The organism is Imperialibacter roseus (genome assembly GCF_032999765.1).
In the GTDB taxonomy this organism is placed as follows: domain Bacteria; phylum Bacteroidota; class Bacteroidia; order Cytophagales; family Cyclobacteriaceae; genus Imperialibacter; species Imperialibacter roseus.
In genome coordinates this window covers 4,397,382-4,416,069 of the sequence record NZ_CP136051.1, presented here as the reverse complement: position 1 = coordinate 4,416,069, position 18,688 = coordinate 4,397,382, and the positions used below count along the sequence as shown (strand labels likewise).

Sequence of the window (18,688 nt, the reverse complement as noted above, 5' to 3'; positions counted from 1 at the left end):
CCTATTCTTTTTTATTAGTGGCTACGCCGGATGTTTGCAAATAAAAAAGGCCTTCCCAGCAGGAAGACCTTTCAACTCACCTTTTTAGAATTTTCATCAGTTAACCACCAATCGGTAGTGAGGTGTTGGGTTTAACGGACAGAAGTAGACATACTCGCCTTTCTCCAGGCTCACTTCTCCGGATTTAGCTGATTCACCATTCTCAATTACCTTCGTGAGATAGGAACTTTTGATGTGATTCTCCTGATCGGTTTTTCCCTTTGGCGTGATCACAAAACCAACAGCATGATCCACGCCTTTGTTGGATACGTCGAACACATACTTACCCGGTTTCAAAGTAAGCTCAGTTGTTTCGAACTCGCCGGGTGTTTGGTCAAGCTTGATGGTTTCGGCCTTCTGAGCGAGGCAGCCAAACCCTGCAAGCATGCCCAGGATAGTCAATAAGAATGCTGTTTGCTTCTTCATTGTCAATTTAATTTACGGAGTGATGGATTAAATAGATACTTCAGCTAATTCTGGAGCCAGAGGAAAATCGACAGGCACCTGTGTGGCACCGTGGATGAAATTGGAAATGATTTTATCTCCAATTACCATAATGATATCCACCAGGTTAGCAGAAGAATACCCAGCTGAAAACAGGTTCTCCACTGACTCTCTTCCAGGCTTGCTGCGGTTGACAGTGGCGTCTTTCACAAATTTGGCCAGGGCATCCAGCTTTTTGTCGAACGAGGCCTGGCCTGTTCTGATCTCAAGAATCTGCTCGTCACTGAAGCCATTCATTCTTCCGAGCACGGTGTGTGCCGACAAACAATACTGACATTCGTTCACCTGACTCACCACCAGATTGATTACTTCCCGTTCTTTGGCCTTCAAGGTGCTTTTCCGGTTCTGCAGGGCCATGTAGTCGCTCAGTGCAGTTTCATTGTGAGCAAATGAGGCGTAAAGGTTGGGTACGAAACCGAGGCCCGCTTCCAATTTCTCAAAAATAGCTTTGTTGCCTTCGGTTACTTCGTCTTTCGTGGGTACTTTAAATGTTGACATTGTTGTACTGTTTTGTGATTTAAAAATTGAATACCGTTTACAGTACAATTTTACGCCGCCCGCTTGCCAGGGTGAGAGTCAGCTTTTCCCTACTAATTGTTCATTTTTCCCAATAGCGGTGTTTTTGGCCTCATGTTTGAATCGCTGCGGCGCCATTGAGGTGACTTTTTTGAAAAGTTTGTGAAACGAGGACACTTCATCGAAGCCCAGTTCGTGGGCAATTTCCTTGGTGGTTTTGTCAGTGTAGAGCAGCTGCCTTTTTGCTTCAAGCACAATGCGTTCGTGGATAATGCTCAGAGGCGACTTCTGGTTGAATTTGGCAAATAGGTTCGAAAGGGTTTTTGGTGATTTGAAAAGCATATCAGCATAGTCGGCTACCTGTTTTTTTGTTTTGAAATGCGTTTCCACCAGCACATTGAACTTTCTGACAATCTCAATCTGGTTATTATCCAGCTCTTTGGTGATAAGCTGCGTCTTGGCCAACCTTGTGATTTTGATGATCAGCCGCTTAAGCAGCATTTGCAGCATTTCGCCCTGGATATTGTCCCGGGTGGTGAACTCGTCAACAAATACACGATAAAGCATCTCAAATTTATCGATCTCATCGTCCCTCAGTGTTATGATGGGAATGCTCTGTGTGCCAAAGAAGATGATGCCGTTGCACGAAACTTCATGGTCGTGGGTGTTAATACAGTAAAACTCCCGATTGAATGAAAAAGCAGCGATGGGAGAGGAGCCTTTCTCAAAAGCTACTTTTTGCAAGTACGTGCTTGTTGTTAGTTGGTTGGGTTGCAGCACAATGGGTGTATTGTCTACAAAAACTGTGGAGGCCTGGTTGCTTTGGTTCCAAAGTATGTGGATGAGTCCCTGCTCCTTCGTTAGCTGATCTCTTTCTCTGGCGTAGTCGGTGCTGAGCCCAAAGTAAGCGTTGAGCTCTGACCCGTTAAATGTGTAAATCATGGCGATGTAAGTATTTCGATGTAACAGTTTGGCAGGCCGGCATAGTTTTTTTCAGAACCCCAACCAAGCCTATATGTCTTCCGCCTTACAAACCGGAGTAACCCGCCTTTTAATATTTATCAGGGAAAGATTGCAGGATCGTTGTGATTGCCTTACTTTAGTTGGTGCACTAACTAATTTGATTTGAAAGAGCCCTACAATCAATATTCATTGTTGCTCGACCGCACTGCCCGCAAGGTGAAATGGTACGCCCAGCAGCAGTTCAAAGAGCTGGGATTTGACATGACGGTGGATCAGTGGTTGGTAATGAAACTGACAGATGAAAATGAGGCACTCAGTCAAAGGGAGTTGGCTGCTTTGATGTACAAGGATATGCCTACCGTCACCCGTATTGTGGACATTCTATGCACTAAAGGGTTGGTGGAAAGGGCGGAAAGTCCGGCGGACAGGAGGGTGTCGATACTTAAGCTTACGGAAGAAGGGCGTGAGAAGGTGACCAGTAGTCGAAAGCAAGTGCGCTCAATCAGGCTGAAGGCCTGGGAGGGGTTGAATGAAAAGGATTTCGATGAATTCAACAGGATCCTCAATAAGATTTACGAGAATTTGACTTAAAGCAGGAAGGTTGTCAAAACCAGAAAGAAGATAATTCGTTATATATATTTGTTGCACTAAATATTACCACACTAAATAATATGATCAAGACTGACATTTGCATCATTGGAGCGGGTCCGGTTGGGCTTTTTGCCGTGTTTGAGGCTGGGCTGTTAAAGCTCAAGTGCCATTTGATAGATGCCCTGCCTCAGGTGGGAGGACAGCTTTCTGAAATATATCCTAAGAAGCCCATTTATGATATTCCGGGTTTTCCAACCGTGAATGCGCAGGAGCTGGTGGACAACCTGATGAAGCAAATAGCGCCTTTCAAGCCGACTTTTACATTGGGAGAGCGGGTCGACGGGCTGACGAAACAGGAAGACGGCAGCTTTCTTCTCTCCACCTCTGATGGTACCGAGGTGCATGCTGGCGTGGTAGTAATAGCTGCCGGATTGGGAAGCTTTGAGCCCCGCAAGCCGGTTATTGAGAACCTGGAGAAGTTCGAAGGCAAAGGGGTGGATTATATGGTCAAAGACCCCGAGAAGTACAGGGATAAGAAGATCGTGATTGCCGGCGGTGGTGATTCAGCGTTGGACTGGACGATTTTTCTTTCTGAAGTGGCTAAAGAGGTGACGCTGGTGCATCGCAACCAAACTTTTAGGGGAGCGCTCGATTCAGCCGATAAAGTGTTTGAGCTGGCACAGGAGAATAAAATAAGGCTGCTTCTTAATTCTAATCTGCATAGCCTCGATGGAGACGGAGTGCTGAAGGCGGTGCATATCACAGACCAGGCCAGCACAGTCAATACTTTCGAGGCCGACTACCTTATTCCTTTGTTTGGTCTCAGCCCCAAACTAGGGCCTATTGCCGATTGGAACCTGGGTATCGACAAAAGTGCCATTGTGGTCAACACGGAGGACTACAGCACCAATGTACCGGGCATTTATGCCATTGGCGACATCAATACGTATGCGGGTAAGCTGAAGCTTATTCTGTGCGGTTTCCATGAGGCTGCACTGATGTCGCAGAGTGCTTTCAAATACATTTATCCGGATCAGAAGCTCAGCTTCAAATACACCACTGTGAATGGCATAACTCCTTTGTAAAATGGAATTGATTAAATTTAAAGTAGAGGACAGGGCAGGTGAGGTGCAGGAAATTGAAGTGCCAGGCGACATGGGCCTCAACCTGATGGAAGTGCTGAAAGCGTCGGAGTTTCCGGTGCTCGGCACGTGTGGGGGAATGGCGTTGTGTGCCAGCTGCCATGTGTCGGTAGAGGAAGGCCTCGATAAGCTGGACGAGCAAAGAGACGCCGAACTGGACATGCTGGATACCCTGCCCAATGCCCTGCCCAACAGCCGCCTTGCCTGCCAGCTTCCCATTAACGAGAAGCTGGGAGGAGCATACGTGAAACTACAGGAGGTGATGGAATAGCTCCCCTAGTTCTTGGTCACCTTTGCATTGTAAATTTTTGCGAGAGAGAAGAACTGGATCTGATACATGCCGTCGGGCAGGTTAGAAAGATTCAGTTCAGGGGTATCTCCGTCTTTCAGAGCAATTGGGAACATTAGTTTGCCCGAATTGTCAAATACCTTAATGGAAATAACTTTTTCCGGACACTGCCACCTGATCACTTCTGAAGTAGGATTGGGGAAAACTTCAATTGTTTTCACCGCATTGATCGAGGCAGCCACTGGCCCGAAGTATTCGAACTTTCCGTCGTAGTCAGTTTGCTTCAGTCGGTAATAGTTGATGCCCTTCAGCGGACTGGTGTCTTCTGCCTCGTAGGTAAGCACCCTGTCTGAGGTACCTGCTCCGGCTTGTTCTTCCAGTATCTCATAAGAAATGCCGTCGCCTGATCGCTCAAGGGTAAATCGGTCATTGTTTTTTTCCTGGGCAGTGACCCACAGGAGGTCTATCTTGCTTTTTGCCGGAGTGGCAGTAAAACGCAGTAGTTTGATTGGTAGCGGATTAAGGCCTTGTTGAATAGCACCGAAAGTGAACGGACTGAAAGTGGAAAGGGACTGGGAGGTCACCGAACCTGCACCAGCCGGACCGCAGGAGCCTGTGGTGCCAATAGACGCAGCGTTTTCCCATTCGGAGGAGGCGTTGCCCTTGGCTACCACCAAATCTCCGCAGTTTTTGATCTCACTTACGTCAGAATTTTCCCAATATAACGTGACACTCGCACTTCCAGAGGCGCTTACACGGTCCAGCTGCCAGTACTCAAGAGAGCTGACGTGGTGCATGTTTTGAGGAATAGCCTGAGAAACATCGTAGGCACCGTATCCGCTGTTAAAGTACTCTGCCTGAAATGTTAAAGAGGCAGACAAGCCACTGATTCCAATTCTTGCCCATACGCTGCCTTTGCCAACCGGAAACACAAAATCAGCTGACCCTGTTTTTCTCATAGGCCCCTCAACAAAGCTGTCCTCCGACCCGGGATCGGACGATGCGGAGGCGCTCAGGAGCAGGTAGTTGCTTGCGGTGCTGATGATTTTTCCCGCTGTAAGGAGAAGCTGCGTCGTTACAGTGGTGGGTTGATTAAGGCGCACACCGGTTAAACTGGTATTCTCCATTTCAATCCTTCTGAAAGAAGTGGGCATTGAGCCTCCGATTGATTGTTCGACATCGCCTGTAAAATAGGCCCTTCCTGCGCCGGAGCTTGTATAAGTTCCACCATTTCTTATCCAGCCACCCGCTTCTGTGATTTCAATTACGTTGCCACCATCGGCAATGGTGCCGCCCGACAAAGTAAAGCTGCCGACCAAAAGTTCTGACGAAAGCGTAGTGGCCACTGAGCTTGCGGCATTGAAAGTGAACGAATTACCTACAGACAGCCCCCCGTTTGGATTAGCGAAGGTAGAGGTTCCGCCGAAGGAGACGTTCATGTCGTTTGCAATGCTGGCGGAAGTGCCAAAGGTATAGTTGGCTGCTCCGCCGCCATTGAGGGTCAGGTTATAGTAATCGACCCCACGGATAGTGTAGGCTGTGGAGGCACCTGGAGATTGTTTCAGCACAACAGTGCCGCCGGCCAGCGAGTAGGTGCCGGAAAGGGCTGGATAGGTACCAGTAGCGGTATTGCCGAGCTGGAGTTGTGAGGTGCCCGTCATTGACAAGTTTGCCGTGCCTGTCAGGCCGTTGGTTGCAGCGTCGAAGATGGCCGCCCCTTGAATAGTTAGCTGGTTGGAAACCACCGTGGCTCCCGACAAGGTTTTTGTACCTGCGTTTGAAACTGTGAGGTTGTAATACCCGCTTGCTGGCGCCTTAATTGCCTGGCTTCCACTTCCGCTGTACGTAACCAGGTTGTTGGCATTGGCATTCAATACGCCTGTTGCCAGAAAACCTGCCCCCTGGATATTCAACGTAGACGAAGCAGCATTTGTCCAGATGGAGGTGGTGGCATTGAGTCCGGTTGCCGTTCCAAGCAGGGTGATGGTTCCGTTGTTGACAAAGGTAGTGCCTGCCGAAATGGTCAGCCCCGGCACAATAGTAATATTGGCAAGTGCCGTTGTGCTTTTGTTACCGGTGATAGTTACCGTGCCACTGCCATTGATCGTTGCATTGCCGGAAATGGTTTTGGAAGCGCCATTGAGCGTGAGTGTGGAAGCGCCAACATCCAGTGTGCCATTCAAAGTAGCGTTGCCCGACACCGTGAGTGGAGCCGAAAGAGTTAAAGAATTCGCTGGATTGAGCACGAAGTCTCCGTTGATGGTAGTGGCGGCGCCGCTGCTTGAAAGGGTAGTGCCTGTGAGGTTAAGGTTTCTCCCAATAGACCAGCTGCCAGCTGTTGGTGCCACCTTGCCGGTTCCTTCAACAGTAACATCAAAGTTAACAATGAGCGTATTTGTGCCTACCAGATTCCCTCCTGACCTTACGATGATGTAGTCAGCGGTTGAAGCGGCGGCGATGGTCACAGTGTGGCCGTTGTTGATCACTGCGTCGGACGATGAAGGCGGGACGCAATCGCAGCTTGAGCCTCCATCTGATAAAGCCCAGGTGCCATTTCCTGCGGAGGCGTCATTCCAGTTGCCCGTTTTTCTTGAATAGTAGGTGCTTTTCATCGGCGTAGTGGCCTTGTTGGTAGTGCCCAATACGAAGTCATTGTTCAATTGGGTCACATTCAGCAAGGTTCTTTTGCCGGTTGGTGAAGAGGTGCTTCCTGTTGTTGCGGCACTTACCCCTACGCCCTGAGGAGACCCCGTCAGCGTTTCAAGCTTCAGATCAGAGGTGGCTCCTGCGCTCGACAAAGAGGTAAAGGTGACATTCAGGTTGTAGGCACCACCGGCCAGGGTTTGCGTGACAAGAGTGGTTCTCATAGCGGTTATCCGCTGAATGGTGGCACCCTCATTGTCGATATAACTCACATCGGTGGTTGTGGTTCCGTCGGTATGTGTGGCTGTTACATAGCCAGCCGTGGTTGGCGACACAGTGGTGTTTATTTCAACAGGGCGGTATTCGAGCGCTGTGCCAATAGGAAACAGGCCGTAGAAGGATCCCGATGAGCTTGTTATAGAAGAGGCTGGGAAAAAGCGTTTCCATGCTCCTCCGTAAACTTTGCCAGCGGTTCTGGTGAGTGACGCACCTGCACCGGAACCGAGAGTCAGTGTTCTCGTATTCAGGTTGATGTCGCCTGTGGTCATAGTCAGCCCGTTGGTGATTGTCAGGTCTGTGCCAGACTCCAGAACCAGGGTGTTCGGCTTGTTGACAGTTAGTGCGTAGAAGCTTTCCCCACCAGCTTTGGTGATAGTCTGGTCGGCAACACCACCAAAGGTCACCGAAAAGTTGCCCGACAGCGTCACTCCGCTGTTCACCCAGTTTCCATTGACCCAAATATTACCTGCCAACGTCTTGGTACCGGTTCCACTTAGGTTGACGTGATAATACTGTGCGGGTGCTGCCGCAAGGCTTCTTATGGTCTGACTACCTGCACCATTGAAGGTGATTGTTCCTCCCGTGATATTGTAGGTGCCGGTGAGTTCGGGCAGCGTTGTGCTTAGTTTAGCCATTCGCAACTCACCACCAGACATGGTGAAGTTCGCAGCGCCGGTTTGTCCGAGTGTATTGGTGCCGGTAATGAAAACTCCTGATGTGATTTGTAAAGTTGCTGCCGCAGTGAGCGTAATGTTGCCATTGGCAGTTACGGTGCCCCCCGAAAATGTATTATTAATCGTTAATGCATAAAAGTTCTCCCCTGCTCCGGGTGTATAAATCGTTTGATTCGCAGTGGATGAGTTGAAAATGACCGTAGAGGAGCTTTTTGTAAATGTGCCGCCATTATCGTTGTCCCAGTCTCCCTGGAGGCTGATGATCTTGCTTCCATTGGCATCCAGCGTCGACCCACTGGCTATAGTAAGCAAACCTGCAATATTGATATTGGTGGGGCTGAGTCGCTTAGTCGCCGCACCCTGAATGATCAGGTTGTGGTAGCTGCCCTGGCCATCCATTGTATAAGGCCCGCCGGAAGTTGCACCAAAAACTACTGTGTTACCAGTTCCTGTCGCTGTAAGCCTTACAGTCGTTGGAAAGTTGGCAGGTGTGTTGTAATAGAGAAATGAGGTGGAAGTTGCATTGTTAAAAACACCGTTCGTCGTCGCATTTCCCAACAGCGTCGACGTCCCTGTCATGCGGATGGTACCATTGTTGGTCAGTGTCCTTTTGGCAAGATCTAACCTGGAACTATTGCTGAAAGTAATATCTGTTCCCGGCAGCACCGTGGCATTGTTTCTTAGTCTAAGGCCAGAGCTGGCACTGGTAACGGCAACTGTGCCAGTTCCACTCAAAGTACTGCCAGCGGTACCAGCAAATCTTACCTGCCCATTGGAGCCACCGTTGACCGTACCGTTTAATAAAAGGTTTTTGCACAACAGGTGCTTGTTGGTACCCATGCTTAGCACCCCACCGGCATTAATTGTTAGGTTCAGGATGGTGGTGTTTGCATTGAAGTTGGTGGTTATTGTGTGCCCGGCACAAATGACCACGTCATCGCTGGAGCCAGGCGTGGTGGAGGCTGCGGCTCCACTACAGCCGACTGTCGACCAGGTAGCAGTTGAAGTCCAGTTCCCGGATGCTCTGGAATAGAAAGTCGCAGCAAAACTGACGGAATGAAAAACAAGAAAGCTTGAGAGAAACAGGACAGCACCAAAAAGATACCTTTTGCCCATACATTTAATAAGTGAGAAGAGTTTCTATTAACCATAATAATGTTTTCTATCAGCTTTGCAGCTTTTAGAAAATGATATAGGATTCTGATCAGGTCAACAGATTCGGTGCGAATATCAAAACAATTTCATGATGGCAAACGGAAATTCGACGAAATGGCAAAAGATATCGGTGATTTCTTTCTCTTACTCGACTTCGGGTGAAGTCAGTGTCGTTAGAGCATCCTTACACTTGGCTCATGCCTTACCTTAAAATTGACCGACCTTGCAATAAAACACATCTCGTTGGCTTTGTGATGCAGCCTTTGGGTTTCATCAACTCTTGCGGCATCGGTAATTGTAACAGCAGGCCTCAGCACCACCTCACTGAACTGTCCGCTGCCGTCAGGGTTTTCCACCATGGTACCCTCGGCATTGTCTGCATAGTCGGTAACCACAATGCCGGCATCGGAACATAGGTGCAAGAACCACAGCATGTGGCAGGAAGACAAAGAAGACAGAAACAGCTCTTCTGGATTGTGCCTGCTTTTGTCGCCACGGAAAGAGGGGTCGGCGGAGGTGAGGATGTCGGGCTTTCCATCGATGCTGACCGTGTGGCTCCGCTCATAGTCACGGTAGCCTGAGGTGCCGGTGCCTTTGTTGCCTGTCCAGCGCACAGTGGATTGGTAGTGGTGTGTTTTGGCCATTTAGAATTAAGCGTCAATTATTGCATGAGTTAACGGCGTTGGCAAGTAAAAGATGCAGCACTTTTCTGTCATTTTAATCAGAATGCATTTGCCCTGTGCATTGCCAATACCACCGTCAGTCGTTCAGGAAAATTCCCGATCCCCGGTCAATTTATCACGCAGGCTCTCCAGCTTTTTCTTTCGGGGCAAATGTACTTTGCGCAATTCCCATGTAACCACTAAATAAGACAGCAGGAAAGCACCCAGTACAAGCAGGTATTTCTCCCACGAAGCGTTGTTCAATGCCAGGTTAGGAAATGAAAAGATGGCTGCAGGCAGCAGGAACCACCACACGAACGTTCGGGCAAAGGTAACAAGGTAACCTGCGTTTTTGATAGCCTGATCAAGTTCGGCAAGCATCGATTGGTCAAACCTGTTCTCATTCCTCTTTCTCTGACGACGACTGAAGAATACAAAAACACCAATAACAAGGAAAGCCAGCCCACCCACGTACGAATAGGCACTTTCCTGATCACGTATTGCATCAATCAGTAAAAAACCTCCTGTTACCGTGGCAATGAACATCATGCCCATCTCATTGACATGAGCCAGCCACCCGGTATTGTTTTTGTGCTGATGGATGCGCTGGTGCAGCGCTGTTTCGTTAATAGCGTACATAGGTTCGTTATTTTGAGTGTCCCAAATTTTTTTTAAATCCTCAAACTCCATAGTGCTCATATTTTTTAGATTGAGTGGTCAAATGCTTCTTGATCCGGTGAATCTTAACACCAATATTGGTTTCGGTTAAACCCACCAAGTCGGCCATTTCTTTGTAGCTAAAGCCGTCGAGTAGCAGCAGGGTAAGCGACCGCTCTACTTCGCTCAGCAAAGCGATTTCGGCGTAGAGCCAGGCCAGCTTTTCGTCGTTGTGCGGCGCTTGTTCCTGGAGCAGCAAAGGATGTGCTGAAGGCAGCCCTTCTATCGACTCCCGGCCATCGCTGTGCTTCTTTTCTTTCATCGACCAGCGCATGGCGGTGTTCAGTGACACCCGATACAGCCAGGTACTCACGGCCGCCTCATGCCTGAATTTTGGAATGGAGTGCCACACCTGGATCGTTATTTCCTGAAACAAATCGTCCCGGTCAAACTCCGTGAACGCATAGGCCCGCACCACTTTAAAGAGGAGGGCTTTGTATTGACTAAGCCAGGTATTGAAAATGTGTTGCTGTTCGCTTTCCTTCATTTTTACCGGGTGGTTACTTAGCTAGTACCAGGCTCTGTGGATTTCTTACAGGATGAAGGTAATTATTTACAATAAGTGAAAGAGGTTGCTTTCTACAACCAGCAAAGGCACCCTCTTTAATTCTTGCTCTTTGGAATAAGTTTTACGCAATATTTTTGGCAGTGAAAGCCTTTTTAGGAACATTTGAACTTATAAAAGCATGCAATTCAATAATAATTCGGTATAATTATTGTTATCCTATCGATTAAAACACATACCTATGAAAAAATTTCAACTAGCTTTTCTCCTTTTGCTCTTCGCCGGGTCGGCTTACGCCCAGTTTGAAGACACCAAATTTGTGATCGGGGCTGCGGTCGGTTTTAACAATGATGCGCTCTCTGGTGTATCCTCCATAGGAGTTGTTCCTTCTTTCGCAAAGACCATTAAATCAGATGCCTTGATTGGACTGTCAGGTGGATACTACACGACGATTTTGAAAAACGACGACTCTAACTCCAAAGAAACCTGGAACAATCTGCGCACTGGCATATTCTACCAAAAGTTTTATGGAGTAGCAGATCGGGTGTTTTTTAACTGGAGGGTCCTTGCAGGAGTAAGCTTTAACAACCAGGGAAACAATTCCTCTACGTACGACAATCGAGGATATAATTTTAGCCTTGTGCCAGGGTTTAGCTGGAAAGTAATGGATAGCATTATCTTGAACGCATCGCTCGGTGAAGCAGGCTACAGCTATCAAAGCTGGTCTTCCGGCGCTCAGAACGGTTCGGTTGATATCAAAAACAGCCAGTTTAATATTCGGTTCAATAACCCTCAGTTCGGAGTCACCTTTCTAATTAAATAAAGACCATAAACTTCAGAAATAGGGAACCCTAAAAAATTCAACAACTATGAAAAAGACTCAACTAGCTATAATGTTTGTCTTAATTTGCTCTGCGTCTTTTGCGCAATTTGACAGCACAAAATATGTGCTCGGAGGGCTGGTGAATTATGGTACTAGTCAAAATAAGACTAAAAATATTAATGATAGTCAAACGAACTCAACTTCTTCATTTTTTTTCAGCCCATCAATCGCCAGGCCAATAAAAAGCAATGGTTTGATGGGAGTAGAGCTTGGCTTTGGAGCTGGCTCCAGTAAAAATAAAGGCGATAATTTTGAAAGCATGGGCACGAATCAGCATTACAGCCTGGGAGTGTTTTATCAACGGTTTTACACCATTACCAATAAGATTTACTTTAACTGGAACGGTAGGGCCCGGGTAGGTTTGAATAAGTCTGTAAGTGAATACACTCTGAGTGAAACCTTTCAATCGAAAACAACCGAATATACTACTTCCTATGACTTAACGGTCACCCCTGGTATAAGCTGGAAAGTGATGGACAGAGTTTTACTGAATGGATCCATTGGTGGTGCAGCTTTTCAGTTGAATGACAGGGAGGGGGGGAGCGACACTTCTTTTTCTGTCTTTTTCAACAACCCCCAATTCGGGTTTTCTTTCCTTTTGAACTGAAAAAATAATAGTCAGGTGGGCACAGTGCCCACCACTTTCACACCATAGCTGGTGAGCGTATCGGTCTTGTTTGCATTCCCGGTAATCATGCGAACAGACCTCACTCCAAGGTCTTTCAGTATCTCGGCTGCAGCCCGAAAGTCCCGGGCATCTCTTTTGAAGCCGACGGCTTCGTAGGCATCGGCTTGCTTCACACCCTGGCGCTTGCGCTCTACACTTTTGAGCAAGGCAAAGTGGCCATTGCCCTTTCCTTCCTGCTCCAGCCAAATCACAATGCCCTTGCCTTCTTGTTGTATGAGCTGCTGCGATGTTTCCATTTGTTCCCGGCAGTCGCACTCAATGCTGTTGAAGGCGTGCCCAAAAAGGCAGGATGAATGCACCCTGCAAAGCACTTCTTCCCCATCTTTCACATCGCCCATCACCAGGGCAATCGACTCTTTCTGTCCGTCGTAGTAGAGCACCTCATGGTACTCCCCATATTTCGTTTTGAGGTTGCCCTCGGCCATTTTAACGATCATAACACTTTCCTTTGAAGCCGTGAAGGTAGTGAACGTTGGTAAAAGCTGAAAAGCAAGGGAGGTGGTGAGTGGAGACACTCACAAAACACCATCAGGTTTCCGTGTGCGTCTTCACGCCAGTAGCACACAGCTGTTTCCGGGTGGGTCTTCACACCAGGAAGCTACCACCAACGTTTCCGGGTGTGTCTTCACACCAGGAGGCTACCACTGCAAATACTTATAAATAACCCTGATCAGCTTGTACGCTTCATCCATGTCTTTGGCCTGGTACGCCACCGTGCAGCCATCCACCCGCTTCATGCCGGGGATGCCCATGGCCACGTCGGCCCGGGTGGGGGCGTCTACCTTCAGCACAAACTCAATAGGGTTTTGCACAGGAAGCGGCTTCGCATTTTTGAGGTCTTTCAAAGCTGCTTTGATTTGTGTCTGTCGCTCTTTTTTTACTACATCAGGATGCAGAAGCCGGGCGGCGCTGGAGCCAATGGCTTCCCTGGTGGTAACGGTGCGCACCGCCGGTATCAGCTTTTTGATTTCTTCGGTGAAGGTTTTGTCACCGCTGGCCAGGATGACGGGCAGTGGCTTAAAGGTTCCTGCTTTTGCAGCCGACGTGGAACGGCATGAAGGCATCGCCGGCACAAGATGTAGTATCCTTCTGTAGTAGATGACAAAAAAGGGATCAAGCGGAAAACCTGGGGAGTAAGACGCTGAAATAACGTTGTACCATTTGGCGAATGATAGACAATAAAGAAGCAAAACTGGTTCAATGCGCCTCGCCCGGCCGGGCTTCTCCAGTCGGACAGGCTTGGATCTTTTGCTTCTTTATGTAATGACATAATACTCTTGTCAAAAGAATTAATCCCCCAGGAATATTGCTTGATCCCAAAAAAGCCGGCAAGGATGTTCCGGCTTTTGTCAATTGCCTATTGTACGCCCGACTTTCCGCCGAGTTTTTTCTTTTCGTTTTTTATTTTTTCTTCCAGTTCCTTCAATTTCTCTTCCGCCTGATTGATACGGTCAATCTTAGCATTGGCCTCTGTATCGCTGATTTTGCCTTCCGCTTGCTCCTTTTCTATCTTTTCTTTGGCAGCTTTCACCTTTGCCTTACCTTCTTTCAGCTCTTCTTCACTGTCAGAAATCTGCTTCTCCAGTTCGCCCTGTTTGGCGGATACTGCATCCTTTGCCTCTTCTGACCTCAAAGCGCCAAACTCTTTGCCCGACAAATCACCCTTGTTTTTGCCGTAGGCATTGCCCTGGCCCTTTTCTTCTTCAGGCTTTTTGTCAGCCGCCTCATCTTCGCTGCGCTCTTTTCCTTGTTCTGCCTTTTCTTTGCTTTTTCCTTCTTCAGCTTTTTCTATGCTCTTTTCTTTGGTCTTGTCCTTGTCGGTGTCTTCCTGTTCGTCTTCAGTTGACTTCACCTTCGATTTCGCTTCATCAGCTTTTGCCTTTCCTTTGGCAGCCTGGGCTGGCTTTTCTTTCTCCTGGCTTTTGCCCTGCTGAGCTAAAGCCTGTGAACCTACCATTATCAGGCAGGCGATGGTTAATGAATAGATTTTTTTCATCGTTAAATGTCGCTTAAGAGTGAGTCAATGGATGTCGTGGTCGCTTCGGTAGCAGTTTCCAGCGTTTCAATGGAGGCATTTACTGCGGTGGTGACTGAGTCGATCACAGCTTTTTCTGCTGCTGCTTCTTGTTCTTTTGTTTGCTCTGAGGAAGCGCCGCCGCACCCCATTGTGAGGAGGAAGACAGCCATGATGGCAAGTTTGTTTCTGGTTTTCATCGGTTGGAATTGTTTGGTTGTATAAATATAGCGTCAATAGCAAGCAGGAGGTAGTAGTGGGTCGTCGCTGGTCGTCAGCCAAGGCCAGCAGACTGGATGCCGATCACTTTCTTCTTGCAAAAGAGACCCGACAGCCGTTTAGGTAGAGTATGCAAATGTACCAATTTTTCTGATAAGTAGAGGACGGTTGGTTTTCCTGGGGGGCACGCCGCTCCTGTGAAAAGAGAAGAGCAGTCAGCAGTTGCCGTAACCCACGGAGGTATGACGGCCTGGCGAATGTCAGTGCTGGCATCAATGTTCCTCTGTCATACGGATTTACCGTTCCTTCAATAGTAAATAAAAAAGAATAAAGGCTTACTCCCCCAACTCCATTTTTACCACCCACTCATCAGGCCACATGGTATTCGTCGCCACCATGGCCAGGGCTGCCATCACGCCGCCATAGTCAGCTTGAACCTGTTTGGTTATTTTTAAGATCATGGTCTTTTTTTGCACTGGAAAAATACGGTAACCAGTAAAAAAAAGCGGAGATTTGGAAAAAGGATTGGCCGGAGGGATGTGGAGACACTTACCGAGACAAGGCGCTCCCGAATACAACATCAGGTTTCCTGGTGCTTCTTCACACCAGGAGGCTACCACCAACGTTTCCGGGTGTGTCTTCACACCTGGAAGCTACCACTGCAAATACTTATAAATAATCCGGATCAGCTTGTACGCTTCATCCATGTCTTTGGCCTGGTACGACACCGTGTAGCCATCTATCCGCTTCATGCCGGGAATGCCCATGGCCACGTCGGCACGGGTGGGGGCATCTATTTTGATGACAAACTCAATGGGGTTTTGCACTGGCAGAGGTTTGGCATTTTTAATGTCCTTCAGGGCAGCTTTGGTTTGTGCCTGTAGCGCTTTCTTCACCACGTCGGGGTGGAGGAGTTTGGCGGCGCTGGAGCCAATGGCTTCCTTGGTGGTAACGGTGCGCACCGCCGGTATCAGCTTTTTGATTTCTTCGGTGAAGGTTTTGTCTCCGCTGGCCAGGATGACAGGCACACCCACAGCACCAGCGAAAAATGTGTTCAGGCCGCCTTCGCCCACTTCGATGCCATTGATCCAAAGGCCTTTTACCGAGCCCGAGCCGGTATGAGCCAGAAAGCCATTTTCGGTGCCTGCCATGGCGTGGTAACCGATGTAGATCACCCCATCGAAGCTGCTGTCCAGCCCCTGCACCATGCCCAGGGGCTTGATATTGCTCTGGATATACTCCACCCTCGGATCGAGTTGGGTGTGGAGGAGGTTTTGCATATCGCCATGGCTGTCGTTCACCACTATGGTGGCAGGGCCTGCTTCAAAGATGGCCGCCACCACGGCATTCACCTCGTCGGTCATCAGCTTGCGGCCTGTGTCGTAGTCCTTGCCGCCGCTGGTCATTTTGGAAGTGCCTATGCCGCCAATGCCCTCCATGTCTACAGAGATAAAGAGCTTCACAGGTTGGGGCTGGGCCAGGGTTGTAGTGGAAACCACCAGGAGTAGAAAGAGAAGTTTTTTCATAAGAGGAGGTTGGGTTGATAAAAGCATCTGACAAAAAAAAAGGTGCGGATACAATTTAGCAGGTTGGAGGGAAAAAACTAGGGCAGGTGTGATGGGAGGGAGTTATGGTGCAATGTGCTTCCGCACGGACAAGTTAGCAGCTAAATCATTTCGCAAATGCTACGCAATTAATGAAATGAATGTATATTTTTAGTGAATTTATTTTTTAATGCTATCAGATATCGACGTCCCGCAAAGTCTTGAATATAGAACAGGGTCAGAATATGAACCCTTGGCGTTCTATTTTGATGCGTTGCTCGAGAGTACTGAATTCGATTTGTTACTTGGTTATTTTAGCACAAGTGCTATTCGCACACTTGCTCTTGGCTTTGCTCAGTTCATTTATAACGGTGGGAAAGCTAGGATTGTCATCAACCAGTTTCTGTCAAAAAACGACAAAGAACTTCTTTTAGTAAATAGTAATAAGGCAGGGGAAAACTTCACTTTTTCTCAGCAAAACATAGGGCAAATAAAGGATGCCTTGAGTGACTATGGTCAGCATTTTTTTGAGTGCGTCGCATGGTTAATTGCGACAAAAAGAGTTGAAATTAGAGCAATTAAACCAAGGGGATCAAGAGGAATAGCGCACTATAAATCCGGGTATTTTTCGGATGGTGTGGACATTGTCCGGTTCAATGGATCGTGTAATTTCACTCAATCAGGCCTTGTCGAAAACCTAGAGGAAATTAATGTCAAGCCGTCGTGGATTCTGAAATCCTATTCCGTCGAAGAAAGTAGGATGGAGTTTGATGAAATTTTTAATGGAAAAGCGGAGCATGTTGAAATGATTGACCCTAAGGATATAATCGAGGTCATTCATGAGGTTTTTGGAAATAAGGACTTGAACCAATTGCTTATCGATGAAGAAGCGTTGCGGAAGGGTACATTTCCTAAAATAAAAAACAAGCACCTGGAAAAAACACTAAAGAAGGCAATGGAACGAATAGAGACGTCAATAAGAGAGCCACGATTTCCTTATCCAGAAGGGCCCAGAGACTATCAGATCGAAGCCTATGAAAAATGGGTCAGGAATGATTGCCAAGGAATTTTTGCAATGGCAACGGGATCGGGGAAAACCCTTACGGCTTTAAATTGTGTCTTAAATGAGTATCACAAGTCAAGTTGCTACCAAGCGGTTATCCTTGTACCGACAAAAGTTTTGGTTGGACAGTGGGAGAAGGAGTGTAAGCTCTTTACTTTTCAAGAAGTAATTAAAGTTTCTTCTAGTGAAAAAGGTTGGCAGAACGAACTTTCCAGAATAATTGCGCAAATCAATTTTGGCATTAGCACCTCATTTATCATTATATCGACCTATGCATCTTTCATTAAACCCAAATTCCAGGAATATTTTGAAAGGTTGCCGAAAGAAATGGTTTTCATTGCCGACGAAGCCCATAACGTCGGATCGCCCAGTATAACCAAACTCCTAAACAGAATTCAAACCAAAAAAAGGATTGCCCTATCAGCTACTCCAAAAAGAAATTACGACCCTGAAGGGTCGGTTAAAATGGAGGAGTTTTTTAATGACCGAGAGCCATATACCTATAGTTTCTCCATGGAAAGGGCAATAAATGAGGCAATCCTTTGTCAATACTACTATTATCCTAGGCTGATCAATCTAACGGATGATGAAATGGAAAAATATGCTGTGATCACTGGTAAGTTGGTTAAGTACTTTAACTACCAAAGGAATAAGCTAGAGAAAAATTCGATCGTTGAGCAACTCTTGATGGAGAGAAAGAGGATCATTCATAAAGCGCAAAATAAACTCCTCGAATTTAGCTCCATACTTCATGATCTGAAAACAGAGCAAGGAAATCTAGAATATACTCTCGTGTATGCACCGGAAGGTTTTTTTAGTGATAACTTATATAGTACAGAGGAGTTTGATGACCTGACAGAAGAAAATAGGATAATAGACTTCTACTCTAATATTATCAGAAAAGAATCACCGACGACAACTGTCGCTCAATACACAAGCGACTCGAACGACAAACAATTTATTCTAGATGCTTTTGCCAAAGGTACTTTGGACGTTTTGCTTTCGATGAAGTGCTTAGATGAGGGAGTCGATATACCAAGAACCGAAAAAGCTATCTTTTGCTCAAGTACAGGAAACCCTCGGCAATTTGTGCAGAGAAGAGGGCGAATACTTAGGAAGCATAAGGAAAAACGATTTGCTTACATCTACGATATGGTGGTAATTCCAAAATACGGTGAAGGGACGGAGAATTTTCAAATAGAACGTGCGATGGTTCAGAAGGAGCTCGAAAGGGTTGTTCACTTTGGGTTCATGGCTTTAAATAAGTATGATTCAATCAAGCCATTCGAAGACATTTGTAATTATTATCAACTCAATTTAGATACAATTCATAATGAGCTTATTTAACCCCGTTAGCAGAATTGATGTTCTAAAAGTTTTATTGGAGGATGACATCGTTCAAACCAAGTATGGCCTCACTAAAGATGAAATTGAACAAATCGATTTAACCTCGCATCATCATAATGACTTCGTTGCACTTTTGCAACAAGCTACCAACTTGATTGAAGGAGGCAGTTTAACTGAAAACACTGCTGCCTCAAATTTGAATTCATTTTTAGACAATAGACTTGGATAACAATGAGGATAAAATCCATTCA

Annotated in this window: 20 protein-coding genes; 7 read left to right on the top strand and 13 right to left on the bottom strand. The window is 47.0% G+C overall.

Annotated elements, in window-relative coordinates:
* Positions 1–96: 96 nt before the first annotated feature.
* The 3 genes from RT717_RS18580 to RT717_RS18570 form a co-directional block, all read right to left on the bottom strand.
* Positions 97–465, bottom strand: coding sequence for a plastocyanin/azurin family copper-binding protein (locus RT717_RS18580; RefSeq protein ID WP_317487884.1), 369 nt, complete (start codon positions 463–465; stop codon positions 97–99).
* A gap of 27 nt (positions 466–492) precedes the next feature.
* Positions 493–1,041 carry a carboxymuconolactone decarboxylase family protein gene (locus RT717_RS18575; RefSeq protein WP_317487883.1) on the bottom strand — a complete coding sequence of 183 codons (549 nt, stop codon included), beginning with the start codon at positions 1,039–1,041 and terminating at the stop codon, positions 493–495.
* A gap of 78 nt (positions 1,042–1,119) precedes the next feature.
* Positions 1,120–2,001 (bottom strand): helix-turn-helix domain-containing protein, encoded by an 882-nt coding sequence (locus RT717_RS18570; protein ID WP_317487882.1) that lies wholly within the window; start codon positions 1,999–2,001, stop codon positions 1,120–1,122.
* A 183-nt stretch (positions 2,002–2,184) separates the two neighbouring features.
* Here RT717_RS18570 and RT717_RS18565 point away from each other — a divergent pair, with 183 nt between their 5' ends.
* The 3 genes from RT717_RS18565 (at position 2,185) to RT717_RS18555 (ending at position 4,026) form a co-directional block, all read left to right on the top strand.
* Positions 2,185–2,613: a MarR family winged helix-turn-helix transcriptional regulator gene (locus RT717_RS18565; protein ID WP_317487881.1), complete on the top strand. Its 429-nt coding sequence runs from the start codon at positions 2,185–2,187 to the stop codon at positions 2,611–2,613.
* Positions 2,614–2,693: 80 nt separating this feature from the next.
* On the top strand, positions 2,694–3,698 hold the full coding sequence (locus RT717_RS18560; RefSeq protein ID WP_317487880.1) for an NAD(P)/FAD-dependent oxidoreductase: 1,005 nt from the start codon (positions 2,694–2,696) through the stop codon (positions 3,696–3,698).
* A 7-nt stretch (positions 3,699–3,705) separates the two neighbouring features.
* Positions 3,706–4,026, top strand: a complete 321-nt coding sequence (locus tag RT717_RS18555; protein WP_317492368.1) for a 2Fe-2S iron-sulfur cluster-binding protein — start codon at positions 3,706–3,708, stop codon at positions 4,024–4,026.
* 5 nt (positions 4,027–4,031) lie between these two features.
* Here RT717_RS18555 and RT717_RS18550 read toward each other — a convergent pair whose 3' ends face one another.
* From RT717_RS18550 to RT717_RS18535, 4 genes are all read right to left on the bottom strand, one after another.
* Complete coding sequence (locus RT717_RS18550; protein WP_317487879.1) at positions 4,032–8,756, bottom strand: T9SS type A sorting domain-containing protein; 4,725 nt, start codon at positions 8,754–8,756, stop codon at positions 4,032–4,034.
* A 212-nt stretch (positions 8,757–8,968) separates the two neighbouring features.
* Positions 8,969–9,439, bottom strand: a complete 471-nt coding sequence (locus RT717_RS18545; RefSeq protein WP_317487878.1) for an OsmC family protein — start codon at positions 9,437–9,439, stop codon at positions 8,969–8,971.
* Positions 9,440–9,562: 123 nt separating this feature from the next.
* The gene (locus RT717_RS18540; protein WP_317487877.1) at positions 9,563–10,096 is read right to left on the bottom strand and encodes a hypothetical protein; all 534 of its coding nucleotides are present in this window, start codon (positions 10,094–10,096) and stop codon (positions 9,563–9,565) included.
* A gap of 40 nt (positions 10,097–10,136) precedes the next feature.
* The gene (locus RT717_RS18535) at positions 10,137–10,661 is read right to left on the bottom strand and encodes an RNA polymerase sigma factor (protein ID WP_317487876.1); all 525 of its coding nucleotides are present in this window, start codon (positions 10,659–10,661) and stop codon (positions 10,137–10,139) included.
* Between the two features lie 259 nt (positions 10,662–10,920).
* Between RT717_RS18535 and RT717_RS18530 the strand changes: the two genes are divergently transcribed.
* Positions 10,921–11,502, top strand: a complete 582-nt coding sequence (locus RT717_RS18530; RefSeq protein WP_317487875.1) for a hypothetical protein — start codon at positions 10,921–10,923, stop codon at positions 11,500–11,502.
* 46 nt (positions 11,503–11,548) lie between these two features.
* On the top strand, positions 11,549–12,169 hold the full coding sequence (locus tag RT717_RS18525) for a hypothetical protein (protein WP_317487874.1): 621 nt from the start codon (positions 11,549–11,551) through the stop codon (positions 12,167–12,169).
* Between the two features lie 11 nt (positions 12,170–12,180).
* Here the strand turns inward: RT717_RS18525 and RT717_RS18520 are convergent, their stop codons facing one another.
* The 6 genes from RT717_RS18520 to RT717_RS18495 all read right to left on the bottom strand — a co-directional run bounded on the left by RT717_RS18520 (position 12,181) and on the right by RT717_RS18495 (position 16,009).
* The gene (locus tag RT717_RS18520) at positions 12,181–12,675 is read right to left on the bottom strand and encodes a GTP cyclohydrolase (RefSeq protein WP_394854139.1); all 495 of its coding nucleotides are present in this window, start codon (positions 12,673–12,675) and stop codon (positions 12,181–12,183) included.
* Between the two features lie 213 nt (positions 12,676–12,888).
* On the bottom strand, positions 12,889–13,314 hold the full coding sequence (locus tag RT717_RS18515) for a M55 family metallopeptidase (RefSeq protein ID WP_317487872.1): 426 nt from the start codon (positions 13,312–13,314) through the stop codon (positions 12,889–12,891).
* 293 nt (positions 13,315–13,607) lie between these two features.
* Positions 13,608–14,246, bottom strand: coding sequence for a hypothetical protein (locus tag RT717_RS18510; protein WP_317487871.1), 639 nt, complete (start codon positions 14,244–14,246; stop codon positions 13,608–13,610).
* Between the two features lie 2 nt (positions 14,247–14,248).
* On the bottom strand, positions 14,249–14,464 hold the full coding sequence (locus RT717_RS18505) for a hypothetical protein (RefSeq protein ID WP_317487870.1): 216 nt from the start codon (positions 14,462–14,464) through the stop codon (positions 14,249–14,251).
* A gap of 354 nt (positions 14,465–14,818) precedes the next feature.
* On the bottom strand, positions 14,819–14,944 hold the full coding sequence (locus RT717_RS18500; RefSeq protein WP_317487869.1) for a hypothetical protein: 126 nt from the start codon (positions 14,942–14,944) through the stop codon (positions 14,819–14,821).
* A 192-nt stretch (positions 14,945–15,136) separates the two neighbouring features.
* On the bottom strand, positions 15,137–16,009 hold the full coding sequence (locus RT717_RS18495) for a M55 family metallopeptidase (RefSeq protein WP_317487868.1): 873 nt from the start codon (positions 16,007–16,009) through the stop codon (positions 15,137–15,139).
* A gap of 208 nt (positions 16,010–16,217) precedes the next feature.
* Here RT717_RS18495 and RT717_RS18490 point away from each other — a divergent pair, with 208 nt between their 5' ends.
* The gene (locus RT717_RS18490; protein ID WP_317487867.1) at positions 16,218–18,437 is read left to right on the top strand and encodes a DEAD/DEAH box helicase family protein; all 2,220 of its coding nucleotides are present in this window, start codon (positions 16,218–16,220) and stop codon (positions 18,435–18,437) included.
* Positions 18,424–18,666 carry a hypothetical protein gene (locus RT717_RS18485; RefSeq protein ID WP_317487866.1) on the top strand — a complete coding sequence of 81 codons (243 nt, stop codon included), beginning with the start codon at positions 18,424–18,426 and terminating at the stop codon, positions 18,664–18,666. The genes RT717_RS18490 and RT717_RS18485 overlap by 14 nt, the downstream gene beginning before the upstream one ends.
* Positions 18,667–18,688: the final 22 nt, after the last annotated feature.